The sequence below is a fragment of the Paenibacillus sp. FSL H7-689 genome, from assembly GCF_000517905.1.
Taxonomy (GTDB): domain Bacteria; phylum Bacillota; class Bacilli; order Paenibacillales; family Paenibacillaceae; genus Paenibacillus; species Paenibacillus amylolyticus.
On sequence record NZ_ASPU01000015.1, the window covers coordinates 525,440 to 549,931 of the forward strand.

22 protein-coding genes are annotated in these 24,492 nt (G+C 45.0%); 4 read left to right on the forward strand and 18 right to left on the reverse strand.

What is annotated here, in order from left to right; genetic code table 11:
* Window positions 1–2: 2 nt before the first annotated feature.
* From C170_RS13260 to leuB, 5 genes are all read right to left on the reverse strand, one after another.
* The gene (locus C170_RS13260) at window positions 3–968 is read right to left on the reverse strand and encodes an AAA family ATPase (protein ID WP_036610140.1); all 966 of its coding nucleotides are present in this window, start codon (window positions 966–968) and stop codon (window positions 3–5) included.
* A gap of 121 nt (window positions 969–1,089) precedes the next feature.
* A complete protein-coding gene (locus C170_RS13265) occupies window positions 1,090–2,196 on the reverse strand; it encodes a PAS domain-containing sensor histidine kinase (RefSeq protein ID WP_036610143.1) in 1,107 nt (368 codons plus the stop codon).
* Between the two features lie 446 nt (window positions 2,197–2,642).
* The gene (locus tag C170_RS13270) at window positions 2,643–3,059 is read right to left on the reverse strand and encodes a hypothetical protein (RefSeq protein WP_017689649.1); all 417 of its coding nucleotides are present in this window, start codon (window positions 3,057–3,059) and stop codon (window positions 2,643–2,645) included.
* A gap of 356 nt (window positions 3,060–3,415) precedes the next feature.
* Window positions 3,416–3,955: a peroxiredoxin gene (locus C170_RS13275; protein WP_036610146.1), complete on the reverse strand. Its 540-nt coding sequence runs from the start codon at window positions 3,953–3,955 to the stop codon at window positions 3,416–3,418.
* Between the two features lie 277 nt (window positions 3,956–4,232).
* A complete protein-coding gene (leuB, locus tag C170_RS13280; RefSeq protein WP_036610148.1) occupies window positions 4,233–5,318 on the reverse strand; it encodes a 3-isopropylmalate dehydrogenase in 1,086 nt (361 codons plus the stop codon).
* Window positions 5,319–5,551: 233 nt separating this feature from the next.
* On the opposite strand from leuB, the gene C170_RS13285 reads away from it, so the two are divergent.
* On the forward strand, window positions 5,552–6,532 hold the full coding sequence (locus tag C170_RS13285; protein WP_036610151.1) for an aldo/keto reductase: 981 nt from the start codon (window positions 5,552–5,554) through the stop codon (window positions 6,530–6,532).
* A gap of 382 nt (window positions 6,533–6,914) precedes the next feature.
* On the opposite strand, the gene C170_RS13290 is transcribed toward C170_RS13285, so the two are convergent.
* The 4 genes from C170_RS13290 to ilvB all read right to left on the reverse strand — a co-directional run bounded on the left by C170_RS13290 (window position 6,915) and on the right by ilvB (window position 12,074).
* Window positions 6,915–8,456, reverse strand: coding sequence for a 2-isopropylmalate synthase (locus tag C170_RS13290; protein ID WP_036610154.1), 1,542 nt, complete (start codon window positions 8,454–8,456; stop codon window positions 6,915–6,917).
* Between the two features lie 138 nt (window positions 8,457–8,594).
* Entirely contained in the window at window positions 8,595–9,587 is a 993-nt protein-coding gene (ilvC, locus tag C170_RS13295) for a ketol-acid reductoisomerase (protein ID WP_036610156.1), read from the reverse strand.
* Window positions 9,588–9,843: 256 nt separating this feature from the next.
* Window positions 9,844–10,326: an acetolactate synthase small subunit gene (ilvN, locus tag C170_RS13300; protein ID WP_024628317.1), complete on the reverse strand. Its 483-nt coding sequence runs from the start codon at window positions 10,324–10,326 to the stop codon at window positions 9,844–9,846.
* On the reverse strand, window positions 10,323–12,074 hold the full coding sequence (gene ilvB, locus C170_RS13305; protein WP_036610160.1) for a biosynthetic-type acetolactate synthase large subunit: 1,752 nt from the start codon (window positions 12,072–12,074) through the stop codon (window positions 10,323–10,325). The genes ilvN and ilvB overlap by 4 nt, the downstream gene beginning before the upstream one ends.
* Window positions 12,075–12,678: 604 nt before the next feature.
* On the opposite strand from ilvB, the gene C170_RS13310 reads away from it, so the two are divergent.
* Window positions 12,679–13,122 (forward strand): GNAT family N-acetyltransferase, encoded by a 444-nt coding sequence (locus C170_RS13310; RefSeq protein ID WP_036611020.1) that lies wholly within the window; start codon window positions 12,679–12,681, stop codon window positions 13,120–13,122.
* Window positions 13,123–13,128: 6 nt separating this feature from the next.
* Here C170_RS13310 and C170_RS13315 read toward each other — a convergent pair whose 3' ends face one another.
* From C170_RS13315 to C170_RS13355, 9 genes are all read right to left on the reverse strand, one after another.
* Window positions 13,129–13,506, reverse strand: coding sequence for a hypothetical protein (locus tag C170_RS13315; protein ID WP_036610162.1), 378 nt, complete (start codon window positions 13,504–13,506; stop codon window positions 13,129–13,131).
* Window positions 13,507–13,720: 214 nt separating this feature from the next.
* A complete protein-coding gene (locus tag C170_RS13320) occupies window positions 13,721–14,683 on the reverse strand; it encodes an ABC transporter permease (RefSeq protein WP_036610165.1) in 963 nt (320 codons plus the stop codon).
* Window positions 14,684–15,763, reverse strand: coding sequence for an ABC transporter permease (locus C170_RS13325; protein ID WP_036610168.1), 1,080 nt, complete (start codon window positions 15,761–15,763; stop codon window positions 14,684–14,686). It abuts the gene before it with no gap.
* Window positions 15,756–17,294, reverse strand: a complete 1,539-nt coding sequence (locus C170_RS13330) for an ABC transporter ATP-binding protein (RefSeq protein ID WP_036610171.1) — start codon at window positions 17,292–17,294, stop codon at window positions 15,756–15,758. The genes C170_RS13325 and C170_RS13330 overlap by 8 nt, the downstream gene beginning before the upstream one ends.
* Before the next feature lie 299 nt (window positions 17,295–17,593).
* Window positions 17,594–18,634: a BMP family lipoprotein gene (locus tag C170_RS13335; RefSeq protein WP_036610175.1), complete on the reverse strand. Its 1,041-nt coding sequence runs from the start codon at window positions 18,632–18,634 to the stop codon at window positions 17,594–17,596.
* A gap of 579 nt (window positions 18,635–19,213) precedes the next feature.
* Window positions 19,214–19,573, reverse strand: a complete 360-nt coding sequence (rplT, locus tag C170_RS13340; RefSeq protein ID WP_017689664.1) for a 50S ribosomal protein L20 — start codon at window positions 19,571–19,573, stop codon at window positions 19,214–19,216.
* Window positions 19,574–19,661: 88 nt separating this feature from the next.
* Entirely contained in the window at window positions 19,662–19,865 is a 204-nt protein-coding gene (rpmI, locus tag C170_RS13345) for a 50S ribosomal protein L35 (RefSeq protein ID WP_017689665.1), read from the reverse strand.
* A 24-nt stretch (window positions 19,866–19,889) separates the two neighbouring features.
* Complete coding sequence (gene infC / locus C170_RS13350) at window positions 19,890–20,384, reverse strand: translation initiation factor IF-3 (protein WP_017689666.1); 495 nt, start codon at window positions 20,382–20,384, stop codon at window positions 19,890–19,892.
* Window positions 20,385–20,720: 336 nt separating this feature from the next.
* Window positions 20,721–21,959 (reverse strand): glycosyltransferase family 2 protein, encoded by a 1,239-nt coding sequence (locus C170_RS13355; RefSeq protein WP_036610177.1) that lies wholly within the window; start codon window positions 21,957–21,959, stop codon window positions 20,721–20,723.
* A gap of 712 nt (window positions 21,960–22,671) precedes the next feature.
* Between C170_RS13355 and C170_RS13360 the strand changes: the two genes are divergently transcribed.
* Both C170_RS13360 and C170_RS13365 read left to right on the forward strand, forming a co-directional pair.
* Window positions 22,672–23,199: a phosphatase PAP2 family protein gene (locus tag C170_RS13360; RefSeq protein ID WP_017689668.1), complete on the forward strand. Its 528-nt coding sequence runs from the start codon at window positions 22,672–22,674 to the stop codon at window positions 23,197–23,199.
* Between the two features lie 50 nt (window positions 23,200–23,249).
* Window positions 23,250–24,395, forward strand: a complete 1,146-nt coding sequence (locus tag C170_RS13365) for a UDP-N-acetylglucosamine--LPS N-acetylglucosamine transferase (RefSeq protein ID WP_036610179.1) — start codon at window positions 23,250–23,252, stop codon at window positions 24,393–24,395.
* Window positions 24,396–24,492 lie beyond the last annotated feature (97 nt).

The following is a 24,492-nucleotide window of genomic DNA, read 5'->3' on the forward strand; positions in this document are numbered from 1 at the left end:
GATTAACGCCCGCTTGTAGCGAGATTCTCCGTAGGCACTTCTGTCTGATTCAGAAGTTCCTGGATGATACGCTCCGCCAAGCCCTCTTGTTGTCTGATCCGGTTACGGAATACCAGTCGGTGGGCCAGCACAGGTTCCGCCAGTACTTTAATATCATCAGGCAAAACAAAGTCTCTGCCATGCAGTGCAGCCCAGGCCTGACTTGCCTTGAGTAATGCCTGAGCCCCTCGTGGACTTACGCCAAGCGAGAGCTCGGGATGTTGCCTTGTCGCTTCGGTTAACTGAATGATATATCGTAGCAAATCTTCATTGATTTGCACTGTTTTATACGTATCCTGCGCCTTCAAAAGTTCTTCACGACTGATCACTGCCGAGAGATCATCAACAGAAAGACTGGCTACCGTACGTCTCAAAATTTCTACACTCTCTTCACTGCTTGGATAACCCATGCGAATTTTCATCATAAAACGATCCATCTGCGCTTCAGGTAGTGGAAAAGTTCCCTGGTTATCTACAGGATTCTGGGTGGCGATAACGATGAATGGCCGTTCCAGCTGTCTCGTTGAACCGTCGATACTGATCTGGCGCTCTTCCATACACTCCAGTAAGCTTGATTGTGTACGCGGTGTAGCCCGGTTAATCTCATCGGCTAGTACAAGATTGGCAAACAAGGGGCCGGGTCGGAATTCAAAATCCCCTTCTTTTTGATTAAAAAAATGAATCCCTGTTAAGTCCGAGGGCAGCAAGTCCGGTGTAAACTGTATCCGTTGGAATGTGCAGTCCAATGAGGAAGCTACCGATTTGGCGAGCATCGTTTTCCCAGTACCCGGTACATCCTCCAGCAGCACATGTCCTGACGCTATGATCGCTGTCATCACCAGCTCTATCGTATGCTCTTTTCCCACAATCACTTTTCCCACATGATCCATCAGTTGTTGATTCATTCGTTCCATTCCTTGGATTTCCATCTGCATCTCATCCTTCCGTTATGGAGCTTATGTATTCGCATTCATTACTAACTATAACCGTTATTGGCAACATAAAACAAAGGAGTTGGCAAATGGCCAACTCCTCGACTCCCCGCTTTTCTCAATATACCAAGGGTAACATAATTATAAACCGCGTGCCTTCGCCCTTTTTGCTATCCACAGAGATGGTGCCTCCATGGTTCTTGATGATTCGGTAACTCACCGAAAGTCCAAGCCCCGTTCCGCTCTCCTTGGTCGTGAAGAATGGATCAAACAGACGTACAAGCGTGTTATGGTCCATCCCATGACCGTTATCCGCAATGGAGATCTGCACGAACTTGTTTTCCGTGGCGGTAGATATTCGAATTAGACCCGTATGTTCTTCGCCAACTTCCTCAATGGCATCCATTGCGTTTTTCACCATATTCAAAATAACCTGCTTAATCTGTTTGACATCAATGGACACATTCAGCGGGGCATCCCCTTCATCCAGTACGATCTCGCATCCCTTCATCAACCCTTCGCTTTCGGTCAGCAAGACCACCTCTTTGAGCAAAGAGTCGACGGATATCACGGTCTTCTGTGGAGCTGACGGTTTGGAAGAATTCAAAAATTCGTAGATGATGTCATTCGCCCGATCAATCTCCGTCAGTATGATTCGAGCGTACTCGTCTTTGCCGAGCTGCAGCAAATGGGGCCTGAGCAGTTGGATGAACCCACGGATTGCAGTCAACGGATTACGAATTTCATGAGCAATAGATGCTGAAATTCGCCCCAGCATCGCAAGTTTGTCATTTTGATAAGCGGTCTGTTCAATTTGTTTATAATCAGATACATCTTTGACGCTGAACAAGAAGTCGCCATCCATCTGATCACCGTACGTCACAGTAACCAGCCAATGCCTTCCGTATTCATCAATCAATTCATGATAGCGCTTACGGTGAAAAATAGTTTCCCGATAGATACGTAAAATTTTCTTTTTCTTGAATCGGCTCATCTGCGGATGATGCAGCATTTGCATCAGGGTGCAGCCGCTCAACAGACTTCTTGGAAGTTCCAACAACTTTGCCATCTGAACGTTAATAAACGTCAATACACCGTGACTGTCAAACAACATAATACCGCTATCCAGATGTTCCAGTACATTCTCGTACTTGTTGTTATCCAGATGCACAGGCGGGAAACCATCCGTTGGTTGAGGCACTGTATCCTGAAATTCACTAATCATGTCAGGTTCCTCCTTTTCACGTAAATGATAAACTTGCCATTCGGACATCATATCATCACAGAAACAGGAAGGGCCGATTTTATTGTTCATTACCGGTGCCCTTTCGTTGGGGGGCTGAGCCGAAAATATGGATGGCATGGCCGGAACTCAAGCTGGTCTATTCCCGGTAACCAACAGTCGATCCGGAAAATCATATACGTTTGTTCCATTCTGACCTTCTCCTATTCCCAAACACGAACATTTTTTGCTCCGCCTCTTTGCAAGTCTGTTTTTATCATAGACAAGTTTATAGAAGAGAGTCAATCGGAGAAAGTGTCGAATGGAAATTATTTTTAAAAAAACCTCGAATTAGTTCCAGAACACAGCACAAAAACGAAGCCGTTTCACCCAGTAGGCAAATCAGCTTCGTTTTTAATATCTTTAATTGGTGATATATCCGAGAGCATCTATAGTCCGGTCTTATTATGCTGAATTTTCAGTCTGCGCTGACTCATCACAGCTAATCGACGTTTAAGTTCGCTTTCCCACTTCTCGTCTTTGGTTTCCTTGGCGAGCCTGAGCAAATCCAGAGCCATATCAATCTGGCGCTGCACAATGACCATGGCATCCTCGCTCTCACGGTTTACACAGTTTTCGAAAATGGCATCCTCATCTTCTGTAACATAATCTTGAAAGTCGATCTCGGATGCACCGTCTCCATGCGCATATTCAGCCAGGATTTCGTATTCGTTTTCCACTTTATAATGCACCTCAACCCGGTGACACACCGGGCAAAACAGCAGGGGAACATTATGAACCTGGGTGCGGTAATGCTTCAGCGTGCCCTTCGTTCCAACCATACTTGCCCCACAACAGTAACTCATTTTTGTTCACCCTCCTTATTACGTGCCGGGACTTTTTTGTTAAAATGCAATCCCGTACACTTACAGCACTTCCAAAAAGGAATAGTTCCATCAGTGTATCACATTCATGTACAGATTATAAATGCAGAGCACCGGAATATTTACCGGGTTTCCATACCCTATTCGCCTTAAAGGCCATCAATTCCTCTTTCAACAGATAAAAAGAAGACTTTCTTCTAATATATTATTAACACGCTTAGCTGCTTGTTCAAACACTTTTGATTAACTTCGTGATAACTTCCGGCAAAAGGGTGCAAAAAGCCCTCAATCCCTAACGGGATGAGGGCTTGAACAAAAACCGTTCAAGTTAATCTGGCTTACAGGTTAGTGTCGCCTGGTTTCCAGTTCATTGCACACAATCCGCCGGATTGCAGTGCTTGCAGTACGCGAAGTGTTTCTTCAACACTACGGCCTACATCGTTGTGGTTAACCACTTGATATTTCAATTCGCCTTCTGGATCGATGATGAACAGACCGCGCAATGCTACGCCTTCTTCTTCGATCAGAACGCCGTAATCTTTAGCCACTTGCTTCGTGATGTCAGAAGCCAGCGGGAAGTTCAATTGACCCAGACCATTGCTGTCTACAGGTGTGTTGATCCATGCTTTGTGGCTGTGTACGGAGTCTACGCTCACGCCAAGAATTTCTGTATCCAAAGCTTTGAATTGCTCGGAAGCAACGCTCAAAGCTGTAATTTCAGTTGGGCACACAAATGTGAAGTCCAAAGGATAAAAGAAGAATACAAGCCATTTGCCACGATAATCGGACAGTTTAACGGAACCGAAGTCTTGTCCGTCTCCCGATACTGTTTCCATTGCGAAATCCGGTGCTGGTCTACCTACCAAACGTTCTGCCATAACTAAAAATTCCTCCTTTGGGATTATGTAAGCAACCTTGCGGATTGCTCATCATCAAGAAAAACGCGTACGCTTTTCCTGTAATTAAAATAATTTAATACTTGATAACAAGTACAAGTAAAATGTTATCATCCGGACTTCCCAAAGTCAAGATTATAAACATTATTTTTTTATAATCATTATAAATAAGGGTTTTTCGTGGCAAAAATGATAAAGGAACAGCCCTCTGTACATTCCATAACTGGAAACAAAGGGCTGCCTGTAGTTGGTAATATAATTACGCCTGTTTCTGAATAGCCGCCACGATCAAATCGCCCATTTCGGTCGTGCTGATCGCTGTGCTCTTGTCTACAGCAATATCACTCGTGCGGTGTCCTGCATTCAATACATCCGACACAGCTGCTTCAATGGCATCCGCACCTTCTGTATAACCAAAGGTTGTACGGAACATCAACGCCAAAGAGAGAATGGTTGCAATCGGATTAGCGAGGCCTTGACCTGCGATATCCGGTGCGGAACCGTGTACCGGCTCATAGAGTCCAAAGCTGCCCTCTCCCAGTGATGCAGATGCGAGCATACCGATGGAACCTGTCAACATCGCTGCTTCATCACTCAAGATATCTCCAAACATGTTTTCCGTTACGATGACATCGAAGCTGGACGGACGACGCAGCAATTGCATCGCGCAGTTGTCTACCAGTACATGCTCCAGTTCAACATCCGGATAATCCGGTGCTACCCGGTTCACGACTTCACGCCAGAGACGGGAAGTTTCCAATACGTTGGCTTTGTCTACAGAAGCCAGCTTTTTGCGACGTCCTTGCGCAATTTCGAACGCCTGACGAACGATCCGCTCCACTTCTGTTACATTATATGCACATGTATCCACAGCCTCTTCGCCCTGTGCACTTTCACGTCTGAACTTCTCTCCGAAGTAGATACCACCTGTCAATTCACGTACCACCATCAGATCTGTACCTTCCAGTACTTCAGGCTTCAGAGTTGAAGCATCCTTCAGGCAATCAAATACGACAGCCGGACGCAGATTGGAGAACAATCCAAGTGCTTTGCGAATACCCAGCAGGCCTGTTTCCGGACGAAGCTCCTTGCTGTTGTTATCCCATTTTGGACCACCAACCGCTCCAAGCAGGACTGCATCTGCACTTTTACATACGCTCAGTGTTTCTTCAGGAAGAGGTGTACCCTTCTCATCAATCGCGATTCCGCCAAACAACGCATGCTCTGTCTCAAAACGATAACCGAATACTTCCTCCGTACGTTTAAGAACTTTCTCAGCCTCAGCTACGACTTCAGGGCCGATTCCGTCACCTGCAATAACTGCAATTTTTTTTACGTCTGCCATTGGGTTGTCCACTCCTTATATTTCATTCATTAATTATTCATAAAGTAACGTCTCATATTAACTCTCTCTTTTGTATCATATTCCAAGGTCATTTGACCAAGATATACAATCTATGACTTTAATAGATTTTACCTATAAGCCAATAGAGATTGGCCTTTCCAAGTTGTTCTGACCTCCCGGCTGGGTTAAAATATAGCTGAATTCAAATCAGGTACGCAGGAGGGATAAGCAATATGCAATATTCGTATTTGGGTAAATCAGGCCTCAAGGTCAGTCGAATCTGTCTCGGTACCATGAATTTCGGGCCTGCTACAGATGAAAAAGAAGCTTTCCGCATTATGGACGCAGCACTCGATGCAGGCGTGAACTTTTTTGATACCGCTAACATCTACGGCTGGGGTGAAAATTCCGGCCTTACCGAAGAAATTATCGGACGCTGGTTCAATCAGGGCGGGGGCAGACGTGAAAAAGTAGTGCTGGCCACCAAAGTCTATGGCTCCATGCATGATGATACAGATGGCCCTAACAACGAAGCCGGCCTCTCCGCCTACAAAATCAGACGACATCTGGAGGGTTCCCTCCGCCGCTTACAGACCGATCATATCGAGTTATACCAGATGCATCATGTAGACCCTGCCATATCGTGGGACGAGCTGTGGGGTTCGTTCGAGAATGCCGTTCAACAGGGGAAAATCGGTTATGTAGGATCGAGTAACTTTGCTGCATGGCAGATTGCAATCGCTCAAAGTGAAGCCAAGAATCGCCATTTCCTCGGCCTGGTTTCCGAACAACATAAATATAGCCTCAACTGTCGTTTGCCTGAGTTAGAAGTACTGCCCGCAGCCAAAGAGCTGGGCCTCGGCGTCATTCCATGGAGTCCACTGGATGGTGGATTACTGGGACGTAACGCTCTGCAGAAGCTGGAAGGAACACGCAGCGGGGGCATCGCTGGACGGATTGAGCAGCAGCAAACTCAGCTTGAAGACTTTGCCGCACTGTGTCGTGATCTCGGTGAACCACAGGATACGGTGGCTTTGGCTTGGGTTGCAGCCAATCCGGCAGTGACCGCCCCGATTATCGGACCGCGTACGCTGGAGCAGTTTGAGACCGCACTCAAATGTTTGGACGTGACTTTGGATGAAGCCGTTCTCAAACGTCTGGATGAGATTTTCCCGGGTCCAGGTGGACATGCACCTAATGCATACGCGTGGTAATAGCTTGATAGCGTAAGCCAATACAATAGGTAATTGTAGAAAATGTACTGTGTTTTACTGCCATAATTATATAAATCAGCATTTTGCATAATTCGAATTATACCGCTCACGGGTACAAGATATAGACGAACAGAATCATTTCGATCTATATCTTGCTGATTGGAAGACGCTTAGAGGATTTATGCAAAATGCTCAAATACAAGCAAAAGAGTCTGACCCTCCACAGGAGAGTCAGACTCTTTACGTCCCTCACTGAACGTAACAAAGCAAGCCGAACGATCTTCTATATCCATTAAATTAAAGATAGATCATTCTAGCAGCATACATGTGTCTCAGCTTAAAGTTCAGTTCAATGAAAGGTGCGTGCTTCTTGCATTGGAGCCTACAGATTAACGTTTACACGGTTCGTATATGTCTTGCGCTTCTCAATCAATTGATTCAGGCCGTCTACATAGGCACGTGCACTTGCACCCAATATATCTGTGCTTACGCCACGTCCTTGTACCGAAACCTGATTCTGAGTCAGCACAACATGTACTTCACCCAATGCATCCTTACCATGTGTTACCGATTTGATGGAGTAGTCAGACAACGTTACGTCTTCCCCACTCACTTGGTCAATCGCATTGTAGATTGCATCTACCGATCCGTTACCCTCTGCTTGCTTCTCAATCGTATCCCCGTCAAGCGTTGCAATGCGGACTTTGGCCGTTGGTACCGATTCATCTCCGTACGTTACAAAGATGGATTCCAGTTTATACACCTCAGGTGCATCCTGCAATTTCTCTTCAATTACGGCAAGCAGATCTTCGTCAGTAACTTCTTTTTTCTTATCAGCCAGATCTTTGAACTGGGCAAATGCCCGATTCAATGCTTCTTCTTCCAGCTCATACCCCAGATCAATCAACCGTTCACGGAAAGCATGTCGCCCAGAATGTTTACCCAGTACAAGTTTACTTTCCTTCAGACCGATGGACTCTGGAGTCATAATCTCATACGTTGTTTTTTCCTTCAGCATGCCGTCTTGGTGAATGCCGGATTCATGTGCGAAGGCATTTGCCCCAACAATGGCTTTGTTTCCAGGCACAACCATACCTGTCAAACGGCTAACCAAACGACTTGTCCGTGCAATTTCAGACAACTGCAGAGATGTTTTCGCCTGGAAAAATTCCTGACGTGTCTCCAGTGCCATAGCAATTTCCTCGATCGCCGTGTTTCCCGCACGTTCACCAATGCCATTGATCGTACCTTCGATCTGATCGGCTCCGTTGAGAATGGCTGCAAGTGTATTGGCCGTCGCCATACCCAAGTCATTATGGCAGTGGGCACTCAGCTGTACCTTTTCAATACCGTGTACATTCTCCTTGAGATGTTTGAAAATGTTTCCGTATTCATATGGGCTCAGGTAACCAACCGTATCCGGAATATTCACGACGGCTGCACCTTCTTCAACAGCCATATTCACCATTTCCACGAGGAAATCATACTCGGTACGACCTGCATCCTCAAGGGAGAATTCGATCTTCGAGAATGTTTTCTTTGCATAACGAATCGCGGAACGAGCTGTATCCAGTACCTGCGCTTTGTCCATACGCAATTTATGTTGGCGGTGAATAGGTGAAGTTGCCAGGAAAACGTGAATGCACGGGTCCTGTGCACCTTTAAGTGCTTCCTTAACCGCATCAATGTCTTGCTCTCTGGAACGGGACAAGCCAATTACAGTCACATTTTTGACCGCATTTGCTACTGCATTGACAGCTGCCAGGTCACCTGGAGATGCCGCCGGGAAACCCGCTTCCATCCGGTCAATGCCAAGCCGCTCGAGCTGATGGGCAATTTCCACCTTTTCACGAGTGTTCAGATTGACTCCCGGGGATTGCTCTCCATCACGCAGCGTTGTGTCAAATACATAGATTTTACGCACGCTTCGCACCTCCTGTACTTGTTATATATGTTTCTCTGAACCAGCAATAGCGGCTCACGCATAAGCACGGCCGCTATTCCCAGTTAAAGCTCTAAGTTTACTTGAATACCTTAAAGTGCATGTTCTAGAAGTTAATGCTTACTTCTTGATCCAGTGCATCATCTCACGCAATTGTCCGCCAACCACTTCGATTGGGTGTTCAGCTTCGTTACGACGAGTTGCTGTCAAGAATGCACGTCCGGATTGGTTTTCCAGAATGAAGTCGCGTGCGAATTTACCTTGTTGGATATCAGTCAGGACTTCTTTCATTGCTTTCTTCGTATCTTCAGTTACAACGCGAGGTCCAGTTACATAGTCACCGTACTCAGCTGTGTTACTGATGGAATCACGCATGCTTGAAAGTCCACCTTCATACATCATGTCAACGATCAGCTTCAGTTCGTGCAGACATTCGAAGTATGCCATTTCAGGAGCGTAACCCGCTTCTGTCAATGTTTCGAATCCAGCTTTTACCAATGCACTTACACCACCACACAGAACAGCTTGCTCACCGAACAGATCTGTTTCTGTTTCTTCACGGAAGGAAGTTTCGATAACCCCTGCGCGTGTACAACCGATACCTTTAGCATAAGCCAAACCGATTTCTTTAGCTTTACCCGTTGCATCTTGCTCAATCGCGATCAGGCCCGGTACACCAAAACCTTCCACATAAGTACGACGTACCATGTGACCAGGGGACTTAGGAGCTACCAGCAATACATCGCTGTTTTTTGGAGCAACGATTTGACCGAAATGAACGTTGAAACCGTGTGAGAAGAGCAATGCAGCGCCTTCTTTCAGGTTTGGTTCGATTTCGTTTTTGTATACAGAAGCTTGAGTTTCGTCTGGCAGCAAGATTTGAACTACATCTGCGCGGCCTGTTGCTTCAGCCGGGGACAGAACTTCAAATCCGTCATTTTTTGCAGTGTCGAAGGATTTACCTTCACGAAGTCCGATGACTACGTTCAATCCACTATCACGAAGGTTTTGAGCTTGGGCGTGGCCCTGGCTACCATAACCGATTACCGCGATCGTTTTTCCTTTCAATACGTTAAGCTCTGCATCCTGTTCATAATAAGTAGTTACTGGCATGTTTATAAGTCCTCCTTTGTATTGTAAAGAACCCTTCATTAATGAGCGGGTGTCTCAAGGGACCGCCTCGCTTGGAGTGTCAAAAGCATCTCTGGTCTGATCCGTTCAGACACCCGCCCATTAATGCGGGAATGAAGCTATATTTTCAAGCGTTACATCACTAAAATGTTAAATTACAACTGTTAAGGGACTGACACTCACATAAGATCAACTGTATATGTTAGCTAACCGTCGTCCCTCTTCATTCATTATAACTTTATACGTTGCCGCGTACCAATGCAGTTATGCCTGTACGGGACAATTCGCGAATGCCATATGGCTTGAGCAATTCAATCATAGCATCAATTTTGTCCGTATCTCCGACTACCTGCACAATCAGGCTACCTGGACCAACATCTACAACGGATGCGCGGAATGTTTCTACCACACCCAGAATTTCAGGACGCTCGGAAGGCTCAGCTTTCACTTTAATCAAAGCGAGTTCACGGGCTACCATCGGTTTCAGGCTGAAATCAACCACTTTAATAACATCGATGATTTTGTACAATTGTTTCTCAATCTGCTCCAGCGTTTTATCGTCACCAATGGTGACAATAACCATCCGGGAGAGTCCAGGTTCTTCCGATTGACCTACGGTAATACTCTCAATGTTAAATCCGCGTCGACCGAACAACCCTGATACACGCTGAAGGACGCCTGGCTGATCGTTTACCAATATTGAAATCGTATGTCTAATCATTCGTCAGCATCCCCCATCAGCATTTGATCAATTGTTGCTCCCTGCGGAACCATTGGATACACATTTTCATCCTTGCGTACTACGAATTCTACAACGACTGGTCCTGGTGTATCCAAAGCTTCCTGCCAAGCACGCGCTGCTTCTTCCTTATTCGTTGCACGCAATCCTTTCACGCCATATGCTTCAGCCAGTTTTACAAAATCCGGGCTTCCTGCCAGATCAATGTGGCTGTAACGGTTCTCATAGATGAGTTCCTGCCATTGGCGAACCATTCCAAGTACCTGATTGTTAATGATCACAATTTTTACCGGTATATTGTTAATGGCACAGATTGCGAGTTCTTGGGAACACATCTGCATTCCGCCGTCACCGTTAATGGAGATAACGAGTCTGTCCGGATTGGCCATCTGAGCACCAATTGCAGAAGGGAATCCAAAGCCCATCGTTCCGAGACCACCCGAAGTTACCCATGAACGTGGTTGATTAAACTTGTAATATTGTGCCGCCCACATCTGATGTTGTCCCACATCCGTAGTCACAATCGCTTCACCTTTGGTTGTATCATTCAACATTTCAACAACCCACTGCGGTTTCAGCACTTCGTCTGAATCCGTATAGCTGTATGGCTTCTCTTGTTTCCACTGTTTGATCTGGTCTCTCCATGCATCTGCACGCTCTGCACGTCCAACTTCTTTGTTGGCTATTTCAAGTACGGTCTTCACATCACCAACGATTGGAATATCGGTTGCAATGTTTTTACCAATCTCAGCCGGATCAATATCGATATGAACGATTTTGGCATGTGGAGCGAATCCGTCCAGCTTACCTGTTACCCGATCATCGAATCGTGCGCCGATATTAATCAGCAGATCCGACTGTTGGATGGCCAGGTTGGATGTGTATGTTCCGTGCATTCCTGGCATCCCTGTCCATAATTCATGCCCACTTGGGAATGCACCAAGCCCCAGAAGGGTTGTCGTAATCGGAATGCCTGTCTTCTCAACAAACTCGAACAGTTCTTCATGTCCTCCCGAGTATACCACACCGCCACCAGCCAGAATCATTGGACGTTCTGCTTCCTGAATGGCCTGAGCCAAACGGTCTACCTGCAATTTGTTTGGTACTGTTCGTGGATTGTACCCTCTTAATGTAACAGGTTCAGTACTCGGTTCAAACAAGGTTTTGTTGGCTGAGACATCTTTCGGAATGTCGATCAGTACAGGACCTTTACGGCCGGTGTTGGCAATATGGAATGCCTCATGAATGATACTCGACAAATCCTTAACATCTTTTACCAGATAGCTGTGTTTGGTGATCGGCATTGTAATCCCGGTAATATCCGCTTCCTGGAAAGCATCCGAGCCGATCAGGCTGGAATTAACATTTCCCGTAATGACAACCAGCGGCACAGAATCCATATATGCCGTGGCTATTCCAGTAACCAGATTGGTTGCTCCCGGCCCGGAGGTAGCGATACAAACACCAACTTTGCCGCTTGCACGTGCATATCCGTCAGCTGCATGAATTGCACCTTGTTCGTGACGGGTTAAGACGTGTTTGAAATCCTCGAAACCATACATTGCATCGTAAATGTACAACACTGCGCCACCCGGGTAACCAAATACGCAATCCACACCTTCAAGCAACAAGCTTCTCAGCAGAATCTCGGAACCGCTAATGACCTCCGGCTTCATCCATTTTTCACGTAATTCATCTGTCGATCGTACTTCTGGAATTTGAGCTCCCATTAGTCATCCTCCTCTCGGAATTTACACCATTCTGACATTTAAAGTTACAAAAAAAACCTTCCATCCCCTGCAAACAAGTTCATGCTTGCGAGGGACGAAAGGTTATCGCTTCCGTGGTACCACCCAACTTTGCCCGAAATTTCGCAATAACGGACCTTACCAGGTACAACAAAACGAATAGCTCAAACGAACATAGTCGTTTCCCATACCTGTTGTCTGTAACGCAGACATACGATTTTCCCTAATACGCGAAAGGAGTGACATCCAGTGCTTTTCAGGAAAACAGCTCCGAGGTGAGCTCGTATATAAGGGGTAATGGTGGTGGTTTCAGCAATTCCAGCCACTCTCTGAGCAAAAGAGCCCTTAAAACTTCGTCCTCTTCATAGCCGATGAAATATTCTCGTTAAATGTTAGGAACATTATATGATTCCTCCAACCGATAAGTCAATACCTGTTTTGCATAAAAATTCAGAGAACCTTCTTTCCTTCCTCTTCAGCCTATAAGGTTGCCCTAATCCCAGCGCTTCATTCAGTCACCTTTTATCTTGCTTCGGGCATAGGATATACGAGCAGCACGACTGGTCCTGAAAGGAGGCTCCGCATGGTGATTCGGCAACGCACATCCAAGCTGGATGATGGCGCCATCATGAAGCTGATTGACACTCAACTTGTTCCTTTATCCCATATGAGCGAAAAGGAAATTAATAAAATCCGCAAAGAAATACCCCTGCGAATGAACAGGGGCATGACCTTTGTTGTCTCGCCGGAGCCAGACAAAGCTGCTGTGGCATTCATCCATTTTCTCATGCATGGGGAATTGCTCTATGTCGATATGATGGCCGTTAGTCCGAAAGAACAACGCAAACGTTACGGGCAAACTTTGTTGCTCAAAGCAGAGAGCTTTGCGGTATCCCGGGGTTGTCGAAGATCTAAAGTGATGGTGGATGAGGGCAATACCAAAGGGCTTCAGTTTTATCAAAAAAATGGATACAGCGCGATTCGATACATCATGATAAGCCGCTGCTACGAATTGGAAAAAACATTATAGAATGTCCTAGAAAAATCCTGGTGGGCGTGGACCTGGACCATAAGGGCCGAATCCAGGACCAGGTCCATATCCGCCACCAGGTCCTCCAGGTCCATATCCCGGTCCGTAGCCTGGACCATATCCAGGCCCTGGTTTTGGTCCAGGTCCATATCCGGGACCACCTCCATAAGCATAAGGCAGTGTGGCAATAGCGAGCAGATCAAACAATACCAGTGGCAGAATCGCTTTTGTACGTACTTTTTTGCCATTCAAACGCTTGAGTACCAGTTTGTTGCCCGATACTTTCAACAGCTTTCCCGTAACCCGAGTGCCGTCTTTTTTGATTGCAACAATATTTTTGCCTATTAATTTCATCGCTTCATCACGCGTAACTTGTTGTTTCATACTTTCCCCTCCTCCTCGGATCGTTCAAAACAGTGTATTCGTCCATCACTGAATTCGCCTGTTTCTTTGTCCCTACCTGAAAATATGGGTATCTGCACGAGAACCAAGTTAAGCGTGTAAAAGTCGATGGGCGTTCAAGAAAACAAAAAAAGGCCCGCACATGGCGGACCCTTTATCAGAACTCTGAATAGCTAAGCTGATATGGAAAAGGTTGTTACCTTTTACCCGGATCATAAGCTTCACCGAGTGCAGACGGAGCCGAAGAACGTCCAACCGCTGCAACGAGAACGATGATGGTAAGCAGGTAAGGCAACATGAAAATAATTTCCTGGGGAATACTTTGTGACCATTCAAACAACTGTACATAGTTTCGGATCGCTTGTGAGAATCCAAAGAAGACAGCCGCACCAAAGGCACCAATCGGATTCCACTTACCAAAAATCATAGCTGCAATGGCAATATAACCTTGGCCGGAAACCGTATTGTGTGAGAATGTACCCGTAGTCGTCAACGTAATCGCAGCTCCACCAATAGCCGCAAGCGCACCACTGATCATAACGCCAATATAGCGATAACGAAGCACTTTAACACCAACTGTATCAGCCGCACTTGGATGTTCACCTACAGAACGAAGACGCAGACCAAATGGCGTTTTGAACATGATGTAATACGTCAGGAATACGAACAGAATGGCCAGATATGTTGTTGGATATACGTTCTTGAAGAAGGCTTCTCCAAGCAAAGGAATGTCTTTCAACAATGGCACATCAAACTTGCTGAAACCTTGAACCAACGGTGAATCACCAGAACCTTCAAACAACAGTTTAACCAAGTACAACGTACTTCCTGCTGCCAAAAAGTTAATGACGATACCACTGATAATCTGATCTGCTTTAAATGTGATAGACGCAACGGCATGAATCAGAGATACCATTACGCCCAATACAATCGCGAGCAAAACCCCCATCCAGGCCGATGTCGTTCCGCCCATGCCCGCTTCTTGAGCATAATGCGCCCCGATTCCAGCTGCAAAGGCACCAAAGACCATAAAACCTTCAAGTCCAAGGTTGGTTACACCTGATTTTTCCGAAAAAATTCCGCCGAGTGATGCAAAAATCAATGCCGTAGCAAAGACAAGCGTCGTATTGATAATTTGCCCAATTGTCAACAAGTCCATCTACAACACCTTCTCTTTCTTACGCTTCGAATAGAACGGTTTAAGTATCCAGCGCACGATGCCTTGTGCCGCAATGAAGAAGATAATCGAACCGATCACAATCCGAATAATCTCAGGCGGAACATCCGCAGCAAAACTCATACCTGCAGATCCGTACGTGAGGGTACCAAACAATACCGCCCCCAATAACACCCCAAATGGATGATTCAAACCAATCAGGGCAACCGCAATTCCGTCAAAGCCTGTTCCCGGTGAACCCGACATTACGGTTTGGTATTGGAACACACCAAGAACCTGGAATGCACCACCAAGACCGGCAAGCATACCACTGATAAACATCGCTTTTACGATATTCCGGTTAACATGCATACCTGCATATTCAGCCGCATTAGGGTTGTAACCTACCGCGCGGATTTCATAACCTTGTTTTGTTTTCCACATATAGATATAAAAGAGCACAGCCATCACAAGGGCAATCAACGTCCCCATGTGTACACGCGAATTGCCCATCAGTTCAGAGAGCCATGTCAAACTAATCGAAGCCGATTCGCTGATATCCACGGAACGATTCTCGCCCTTCAACAGCAAGAATTGGCGAACGATAAGGTTGGCGAGATATAGACCAATCCAGTTCAACATGATACTACTGATAACTTCATTGACCCCACGTGCCGCCTTCAGATAACCAGCAATAGCGGCCCACAGACCACCAAACAATGCACCGGCAATCAAAGCCAGTGGCGCATGAAGGTAGATCGGCAAACCTGCAAACTTAACACCAACAAATGTTGCAGCGGTCATACCAACGAGAAATTGACCTTCTCCCCCGATATTAAACAACCCCGCACGTGATGCAAATGCAAATGCAAGTCCAGTCATAATTAGTGGTGTCATTTCCCGTACTGCTTCACCAAAGTTGTACATGTCGCCAAATACCTTGGTGAACAATGCACCATAGGCTTCAATTGGATTGTAACCACCAATCAGCATGACAACTCCACCGAGAATAAGACCCATAATAATAGCTACTACAGGTAAAATAAATGAATCTCGCGTAAACCATTTCAATACGTTATTCATGCGCAGTACCTCTCTTTTGGGTGCTGCCCGCCATCATCAAGCCGAGCTCCCTGTCATTGGTTTCTTCCGGCAGCACCTCGCCAACGATCTGACCTTCATAAATAACAGCAATTCGGTCAGATACATTGATAATCTCATCAAGCTCAAATGAAATCAGCAGAACAGCCTTCCCTTGATCGCGCTGTGCAATCAGTTGCTTTTGAACGAACTCAATAGCCCCTACATCCAAACCACGTGTTGGTTGCGCAGCGATAAGCAGTTCAGGGTTTTTATCTACCTCACGGGCGATAATGGCCTTTTGCTGGTTTCCTCCGGACAAGGACCGAGCTTTGGTCTCGATGCTTGGTGTACGCACGTCAAATGCCTCAACAAGCCGCTTCGCCTGCTGTTTGATGGCATCGAAGTTAAGGAACCCTTTACGGGTGTATGGTGCTTTATAATACGATTCCAGAACGATATTTTCACTCACTGAAAAATCAAGTACAAGTCCGTGTTTATGTCGATCTTCCGGAATGTGGGCTACACCCGACTCCGAGATATGGCGCGGAGAATGATTGGACAGCTCCTTGCCCTCCAAAAGAATCGAACCGCTCTCTACTTTACGAAGTCCGGTAAGGGCTTCAATCAGTTCACTTTGACCGTTACCATCCACGCCTGCGATTCCGACAATCTCTCCTGCACGTACGTTCAGGTTAAGTTGGTTTAGAACCGAAATACCTTCTTTATTCTTGGCCGTTAATTTACTGACTTCGAGCACATTGGCTCCAGGTGTAGCCGGTTTTTTGTCCACTTTGAATGTGACATTCCGCCCCACCATTTTCTCTGCCAGCTCATTCGGATTGGTTTCCGATGTTTTAACCGAATCAATTACTTTACCCCGACGGATAATCGTTACCGTATCGGAGATTTCCATGATTTCTTTCAGTTTGTGCGTGATCAAAATAATGGACTTTCCTTCAGCTACAAGCTTCTTCATGATAATCATCAGTTCTTTGATCTCTTGAGGAGTCAATACGGCTGTAGGCTCGTCAAATATCAGAATGTCTGCACCGCGATACAACGTTTTAACAATCTCTACACGTTGCTGCATTCCGACAGAAATATCATGAATTTTGGCATGAGGATTCACCTTAAGTCCATACTGTTCGGAAAGACGCTGAACTTCAGCGGCTGCTTTTTTATAGTTAATATTGAGACCCTTCGTTGGTTCAGATCCCAAAATAATGTTCTCTGTTACCGTGAACGGCTGTACAAGTTTAAAATGCTGATGCACCATGCCTATGCCAAGATCGATCGCTCGGTTAGGGCTGTCGATGATGACAGGCTTGCCATTCACTTCAATGGAACCTTCATCTGGCTGATAGAGACCAAATACAATATTCATCAACGTTGACTTACCAGCGCCGTTTTCGCCCAGTAGCGCATGGATCTCGCCCTTACGAAGCTGAAGGCTGATGGCGTCGTTGGCAACAATGCCTGGGAAACGCTTCGTAATTTGTTTTAACTCAACGACGGGGGTTGCTGCACCCATGTAATCACCCTTATAACTGATATAGTGTGGTTCCGCAAACGTAAAAAAAAACGTCTATCGACGTACTTTCAAAAAAGACAGACCGCGCTTAGCTGAAGTTTTTCTTGCGATAATCGAATGGTTCAACTCATTAAGAACAACTCAATTCCATTATCTTAAGAAAAGCTCCTACCGGAGCGTTGGTGCACAGTGACCTTGTACAATTGTTATGATGACTTGATCAAATGTTCCTGTTCTTGCAATCATAAGGCCGGTCAAGACCGGCCCCAATGATTATTCATTTGCGACTAAGATCAAAATTACTCCGTAGGAACTTTGATTTCGCCGCTGATGATTTTTTCTTTGTACTCTTCTACTTTAGCAAGTGTATCAGCAGGTACATTGGCAGTAGAGGTATCAGCAATACCTACGCCGTTTTCTTTCAAAGTCAGGTTCTCGGAACCACCAGCGAATGTACCATCAACTACTTCTTTGTTAACGCGCTTAACTGCTTCGTCAACTTTTTTGATCATGGAAGTCAAAGTGATCTCATCACCAAACTCAAGAGATTGGTCTTTGTCTACACCGATAACCCATACATCTTGACCTTGCTTCTTACGAGCACTTGCTTCGTTAAACACACCGTTACCTGTTGCGCCAGAAGCGTGGAAGATAATATCTACGCCTTCATTGTAAAGTGTTGCTGCTGCTGCTTTACCCAAGTCAGGTTTATCAAATGCACCTGTGTAGTTAGAAATGAATTGAGCATCAGGGTTAACTGCTTTAACGCCTTCTCTGAATCCTACTTCAAACTTTTTGATCAGTGGGCTTTCCATACCGCCTACAAAACCAATTTTGTTGGATTTAGTTGTCAGACCAGCCACAACACCAACCAGGTAAGATCCTTCTTCTTCAGCAAATGTTACGGATTTAACGTTAGGAGCATCAACAACACTGTCGATGATCGCGAGTTTAGCATCAGGGTTTTGCTCAGCTACAGTTTTGATTGCATCAGCCAATTGGAAACCGATACCCCAAGTCAGATCATATCCGCCTTTAACAAATTCGTTCAGGTTAGGAATGTACTCTTCATCGGATTTACTTTGCAGGTATTTAACAGCAGTACCTGTTTCTGTTTCGGTCGCTTGCAAAGCTTCCCAAGCGGATTGGTTAAAGGATTTGTCATTAACTCCACCTACGTCAGTAACCATACCGATTTTGAGATCGGATTTCGCTTCAGTGGGTGTACCACCTTTATCTCCTCCGGCATTTGTTTCTTCTTTCGGTTTGCTACCGCAACCTGCGAGCATAACCGATACCGCCAGCAACATTACCAAAGACAAGCTGAGCATCTTTTTCATTTCTCTTTTTCCCCCTTAATGATATATCCCTCATTCCAATCCAGCCTACAATTGAACGGTTAACAGATAGCAGGAATGACTTTTATGCAGAATGTATGGTTTCTTCGACATTAAAAGCGCATTCTCACCCTTAAAGCATCCTATCATCTGTCGAAAAACCGAACATTATGACATGGAGAGAAAAATCTAGGACTAGCCTACTAGAGGTGATTATACAATCAACCAGTGTTAAAATCCAGATGTTTCATCACCAAATATCACATATTTTTGTTCTTTTTTTATTGAAAACGCTTAATAATTTAGCGATTTAACACACTAACGTTACAACGATGTGATGTTATATAACAAAAACATATCGCGAACTTTAGTGATGAGTGGGATTTACCTGTTTTTATTTGTATTATTTCACCGTTCGTATTTTATGTATTCCCATGGATCGTTATTCACCAGTTATCTAGTTTCATTGTTCCCTTCCAGACTACAGCCTATTCGCTCTACTCATTCAGAGATTCATCTTCGAATTTCTTCCAAGCCGTAAAAAAAGCCGCCATATAGGTACGGCGGCTTGTATCATACAATTTAAGCGTTGATTTTGCCTTTAGCTACAGTAGCCAAAGAGTTGAACGCATTGATGTCGTTAACGGCCAGATCAGCCAACATTTTGCGGTTCATGTCTACTCCAGCAAGTTTCAAACCATGGATCAGTTTGTTGTAAGACAAACCATTCATACGTGCTGCAGCATTGATACGAACGATCCACAGTCTGCGGAAGTTACGTTTCGTGTTGCGACGGTCACGGTATGCGTATACCAGGGATTTCATTACTTGCTCGTTAGCTGTTTTAAAAATACGGTGTTTGGAACCGAAATAACCTCTTGCCAGTTTCAAAACCTTTTTATGACGACGACGTACTACAAAACCGCCTTTTACTCTTGCCATATTAAAGAACCTCCCAAATAAATATAAATGTATCCGTGGTATGTGTACGGCCGTAGCCGATCCCCCATACGGAATGTACTAATTAAAATTAGCCTTTCAAGTTAGCCAAGCCTTGTTTCAAACGTCTAACATCCCCGGCAGCCATAACTGGGTTACCGTTCAGAACGCGCTTAGCACGTTTGGATTTGTGGGAAAGCAAGTGGTTTTTGTGAGCTTTGTAACGAAGGACCTTACCGGAACCGGTAATTTTGAAGCGTCCTTTCAAACTGCTGTGTGTTTTCATTTTAGGCATTTTGTGTTTCCTCCTCCAATGTTATCAGGCTTTAGGAGCCAAAATCATGATCATACTGCGGCCTTCCAATTTCGGTTGACGTTCAACAGTACAAAGTTCTGCAACTTCTACCTTAACGCGCTCCAAAATCCGTTGACCAATCGCGGCATGTGCAATTTCACGTCCGCGATAACGAACAGAACATTTCACTTTGTCGCCTTCGTTCAAAAACTTAACTACATTACGAAGCTTCGTTTGATAATCGTGCTCCTCAATATTGGAACGGAACCATACTTCTTTAATATCAACAATTTTCTGGTTCTTACGGGCTTCTTTATCTTTCTTTTGTTGCTCATAGCGGAATTTGCCATAGTCCATAATACGACACACCGGCGGTTTAGCCTGTGGTGCCACATTGACCAGATCCAAATTCAGGTCAATCGCCATTTGCAGTGCTTCGCGAATGGGCGTAATCCCAATTTGTTCTCCTTCAGCTCCGACAAGGCGTACTTCCTTCGCCCGAATCTCATCATTAATCATGTGATCTTTACTAATAATCGTCCACCTCCAGGTCATTTTGAATATCCAGTTAAACAAAAATAAAAGGGATGCCGGTCAAGCTACCGACATCCCTGTAATCAACACAATTCTTCATGAGTATACACTTCATAAATTATTGGGATCGTTGACCAGCCAACATGTTTGTTGATCAGGTGAGAAGTCGGACTTCTGCTTGTGATTCCATTGCTATTCGCTTTAAGGCACTTGAATACTATATCACCCATGAAATACATTGTCAACATTCTTCACAACTTTTTTTTCGTGAATTACCCATTTGTGATATCAGATGTCAACAAAGTATCGCATGCATGTTCCTTACCCTTGTTTGCTTTGCACCTCATCCAACCGTACAACACGTGTATGTTGAGTGTGGCTCCACTGTTTGTTGTTCTGCGTAAAGAAAGCGTAGAACGTAATCGGGTACCAAGACAGCAGGTAGATCGGGAACAAAATCAGATATAGATAAACTTTGGCAAAGGTAACCTTCTCCAGCGCCATGGACAACAGGAACGTCAGAATGTTCAAACCAATAGCCACGAACCCAACCCATAACGGGAAGTATCCATAAATATTAGCAATGTGCGGACCACTGAATATAGCCATGTCTACCCACATCACAGCCGTCATCAGGAACGTAAGCAACACCACATATACATTGGCTCCGTAGATAGCAAGGTCAAATTTCACCAGGCTTCTTTCCTTAATGGACTGCCATAGCAGCGGGAAGAAGTATCTACGCGCAACTGTAAAGTGACCTTGCATCCAGCGCAGACGTTGTCTCGCTGAAGCTTTGAAGGTTAATGGCTTCTCATCAAATACTTTGGCGTCATAGTTGAAAACAGGATACACATTACGTTGCACACTGCGCATCGTAAACTCCAGATCCTCAACCAGACTTGTTGCCCCCCAACCAATTTCCTTCAACAGGTTGGTCTCAAAGCACATTCCGGTTCCTCCGAGGAAATTCGCCATATTCAAGTTATGACGAGACAATTGCCACAGACGGTTGATGTACCAGTAAGATACACCGTAAGCTGCAGTAATCCAGGAATCCTCCGGATTTTTCGTATCAATGTATCCTTGGATAACACGCGAACCATTGTTCAAGTCATCATTCATCTCAAGCAAGAAGTTACGGTCAACCAGGTTATCCGCGTCAAACATAACAACTGCGTCATACTGACGTGGCAATTTCCACAGGTACTTAAGCATCCATTCGATGGCGTACCCTTTACCTCTTAAATCGGCATTGGTACGCACACAGGCGTTTAATCCATGCTCTCTGACAATTTGAGCCGTTCCATCCGTACAGTTGTCACAGATGACAAACACATCGTACAGATCTTCCGGATAATCAAGTTGTTTCAAGTTCTCCATCAAGGCACCAATGACTTGTTCCTCATTGTGTGCTGCGACGAGTACAGCGAATGACTTTGTAGCCGGATAATGTTTCTTTTTCTTTTTCTTAATCAGACCGAACAGCGAAAACGTGAATTGGTACACGGCTAGCAGTGCCAGAATGACCTGCATCGTGACGAATATAGCGTCCAACATCGTTCTCTGTTACCCCCTTTTTTTCAAAACCCAGTTTACTCAAGCATTTCTCTTCCTGATTCTGCAATTTATTTTTTTTTTGATCTGCAGAATATGACCCTGTTCTTTTGTGTACTACGTGAATATATCAGGCAATGTTTCAAAGCTTGGTTGCTATCAGTTGGCTGCTTTATCGATTCTGTATCCTTTTCAGTCATTTGTCAAAACCCCAATTCCACTTTTTGAAGCAGAAATGTGATCTTTAAACGCTGAATAGACACTTCGTGATACCACAACCTCGCATTCATGCCTGTTATATCTTATTTTCAGCCGTTTACTTGATTTTTATTTCTAAAGTCCCTGCTTTTTTCATCAGCATGTTATTCTTCGTCAGAGGCTCTATAACAAATAACGCAAACAGACCTCAAAAAGTTTGAAACAGAACTCACATTTTTTTTACCTCATTTCAGCCATGTTGAATCATTGTATCTTTTTTGGCTGACCCAAGTCAAAAAGTTAAGATGGGTATATATCCACTCTTTAACATGAATTTCACTTTCTTTACATGGGTTCTTCTTGAAAAGGACAACATTTAAAAATATGATAAACATATACCTGAAATAACCTCAAGTTCATGAAAAACGGTTATATACTAATCAGGACGAAACCGGATGCAGAAAATCACCGGAAATAATGCCGCCATTACGGGCGGCCTGACTGGCAGGAGGCCAATATGAGCCGTTTATTCTTAAAGTTTCAAGATTATGATCGAAATGTTTTTATGTGGATCAACGGCCGACTTCATAATCGTTTTATGAATTTTTGGCTGTATTATTTCACCCATCTGGGTGGAGCAACTTCATCTATTGCAATATCGTTGTTAATCTGGCTGCTTGCTCCAGCTCCATGGAGCACAACAGGACTCCAGGCATGTATCGCCCTTGCGGTCAGCCACATCCCTGTAGCCATCGCGAAAAAATTGTATCCCCGCATTCGACCTTATCTGGCCTTGCCGGATACAATTACGTTCCGTAATCCCCTGACGGATCACTCGTTTCCTTCAGGGCACACAACTGCCATTTTTTCGGTCACAGTTCCCTTTATGACCACTGATCCGATCTTATTGCTAATATTGTTGCCTGTGGCCCTTATTGTCGGATTCTCTCGAATTTATCTGGGGTTACACTATCCTTCCGATGTTCTGGCGGGTGCCACAATAGGTACTTTAGTCGCACTTGCAACAGTTGCATTCTGGTCTTAAAGCCGATATGTTAGACTCAGAAAAACCTAGCAGGAACAGGTGAAGTAAGCGTGGAGAAAAAAAGAGTATTACTATTATCTGAAGGCTTTGGTACGGGTCATACTCAAGCCGCCTATGCACTGTCCAGCAATTTGCGAAAGCTCTCGCCAGACGTGCAGACAAAAGTGCTTGAACTGGGAAGTTTCTTAAATCCAAAGGTTGCACCTCTGATTATAACAGCATACAAAAAAACGGTTACCAACCAACCCAAACTTTTCGGATACGTATACAGACACCAATATAAAAAATCATTGAACAGGCTGACCACACTGGCGTTGCATAAACTGTTCTATACACACACACGCAGCGTTGTGCGCCAGTTACGTCCCGATGCGATTGTCTGTACACATCCGATTCCAAGTGCTGTCATATCCAGACTGAAACGTCTGGGTGTACAGGTTCCCCTATGCACAGTCATCACCGACTATGATGCACATGGGACGTGGATTAACCGTGAAGTAGACCTTTATCTGGTTTCTTCAGATGAGGTTAAGTCCAAACTAATGCTACGAGGCGTACCTGCAGACAACATTCGAGTCACGGGCATTCCGGTGCATCCAAATTTTTGGGAGCATCCCGGACGAGAAGAGATCCGAAGCAGATTTAACCTCAAGAACATGCCTACTGTACTGGTGATGGGCGGCGGTTGGGGAATGCTCAGCGACAAGCTGGTCCATCCGCTGCTGACACGTTGGCATGAAGATATTCAGATCATTTTTTGTCTGGGTCGCAATGATAAAACACGGATCAGCATGGAACAGAACCCGATGTATCGCAAAGAAAATATTCACATTATGGGGTACACCAACGAAGTGGACAAATTAATGGAAGTATCCGACCTTCTGATCACCAAACCTGGGGGAATGACATGCAGTGAAGGCTTGGCGAAAGGAATTCCCATGTTGTTCCACAACCCTATACCTGGTCAGGAAGAAGAAAACGTCCATTATTTTACAGCAAGAGGGTTGGGAGAACCCATAACTTCGCCCGACGTAGTGGTTAAATGGATGAACAAGCTGTTGCATTACTACCCGGATGTTGTACGCAAACGTCATTTGGCGGAAATCGCCAAGGTTCATCCAATGCAGAGCGCTCAAAGTATTATCGATCTGCTGGAGGACGTTCGTCCTTCATCCGCAGAAGAGGCCCATTTATGAATTTATCCCATTAGGATGTCGCTTCCTGTATTCTTCGTCCAATCACGCCTCTAACCAACGGCTTCAAACAAGCCTGCAACCACATTGAAAAGGTGCC

Coding starts and splice junctions, on each gene's coding strand:
- ilvN (WP_024628317.1), bottom strand. CDS start 10,326: ATGATTAGACATACGATTTCAATATTGGTAAACGATCAGCCAGGCGTC.
- C170_RS13285 (WP_036610151.1), top strand. CDS start 5,552: ATGCAATATTCGTATTTGGGTAAATCAGGCCTCAAGGTCAGTCGAATC.
- ilvB (WP_036610160.1), bottom strand. CDS start 12,074: ATGGGAGCTCAAATTCCAGAAGTACGATCGACAGATGAATTACGTGAA.
- rpmI (WP_017689665.1), bottom strand. CDS start 19,865: ATGCCTAAAATGAAAACACACAGCAGTTTGAAAGGACGCTTCAAAATT.
- C170_RS13325 (WP_036610168.1), bottom strand. CDS start 15,763: ATGAATAACGTATTGAAATGGTTTACGCGAGATTCATTTATTTTACCT.
- C170_RS13360 (WP_017689668.1), top strand. CDS start 22,672: ATGAGCCGTTTATTCTTAAAGTTTCAAGATTATGATCGAAATGTTTTT.
- rplT (WP_017689664.1), bottom strand. CDS start 19,573: ATGGCAAGAGTAAAAGGCGGTTTTGTAGTACGTCGTCGTCATAAAAAG.
- C170_RS13275 (WP_036610146.1), bottom strand. CDS start 3,955: ATGGCAGAACGTTTGGTAGGTAGACCAGCACCGGATTTCGCAATGGAA.
- C170_RS13315 (WP_036610162.1), bottom strand. CDS start 13,506: ATGAAACAACAAGTTACGCGTGATGAAGCGATGAAATTAATAGGCAAA.
- C170_RS13265 (WP_036610143.1), bottom strand. CDS start 2,196: ATGATTAGTGAATTTCAGGATACAGTGCCTCAACCAACGGATGGTTTC.
- C170_RS13270 (WP_017689649.1), bottom strand. CDS start 3,059: ATGAGTTACTGTTGTGGGGCAAGTATGGTTGGAACGAAGGGCACGCTG.
- C170_RS13335 (WP_036610175.1), bottom strand. CDS start 18,634: ATGAAAAAGATGCTCAGCTTGTCTTTGGTAATGTTGCTGGCGGTATCG.
- infC (WP_017689666.1), bottom strand. CDS start 20,384: ATGATTAATGATGAGATTCGGGCGAAGGAAGTACGCCTTGTCGGAGCT.
- C170_RS13330 (WP_036610171.1), bottom strand. CDS start 17,294: ATGGGTGCAGCAACCCCCGTCGTTGAGTTAAAACAAATTACGAAGCGT.
- C170_RS13260 (WP_036610140.1), bottom strand. CDS start 968: ATGGAAATCCAAGGAATGGAACGAATGAATCAACAACTGATGGATCAT.
- C170_RS13355 (WP_036610177.1), bottom strand. CDS start 21,959: ATGTTGGACGCTATATTCGTCACGATGCAGGTCATTCTGGCACTGCTA.
- ilvC (WP_036610156.1), bottom strand. CDS start 9,587: ATGCCAGTAACTACTTATTATGAACAGGATGCAGAGCTTAACGTATTG.
- C170_RS13320 (WP_036610165.1), bottom strand. CDS start 14,683: ATGGACTTGTTGACAATTGGGCAAATTATCAATACGACGCTTGTCTTT.
- leuB (WP_036610148.1), bottom strand. CDS start 5,318: ATGGCAGACGTAAAAAAAATTGCAGTTATTGCAGGTGACGGAATCGGC.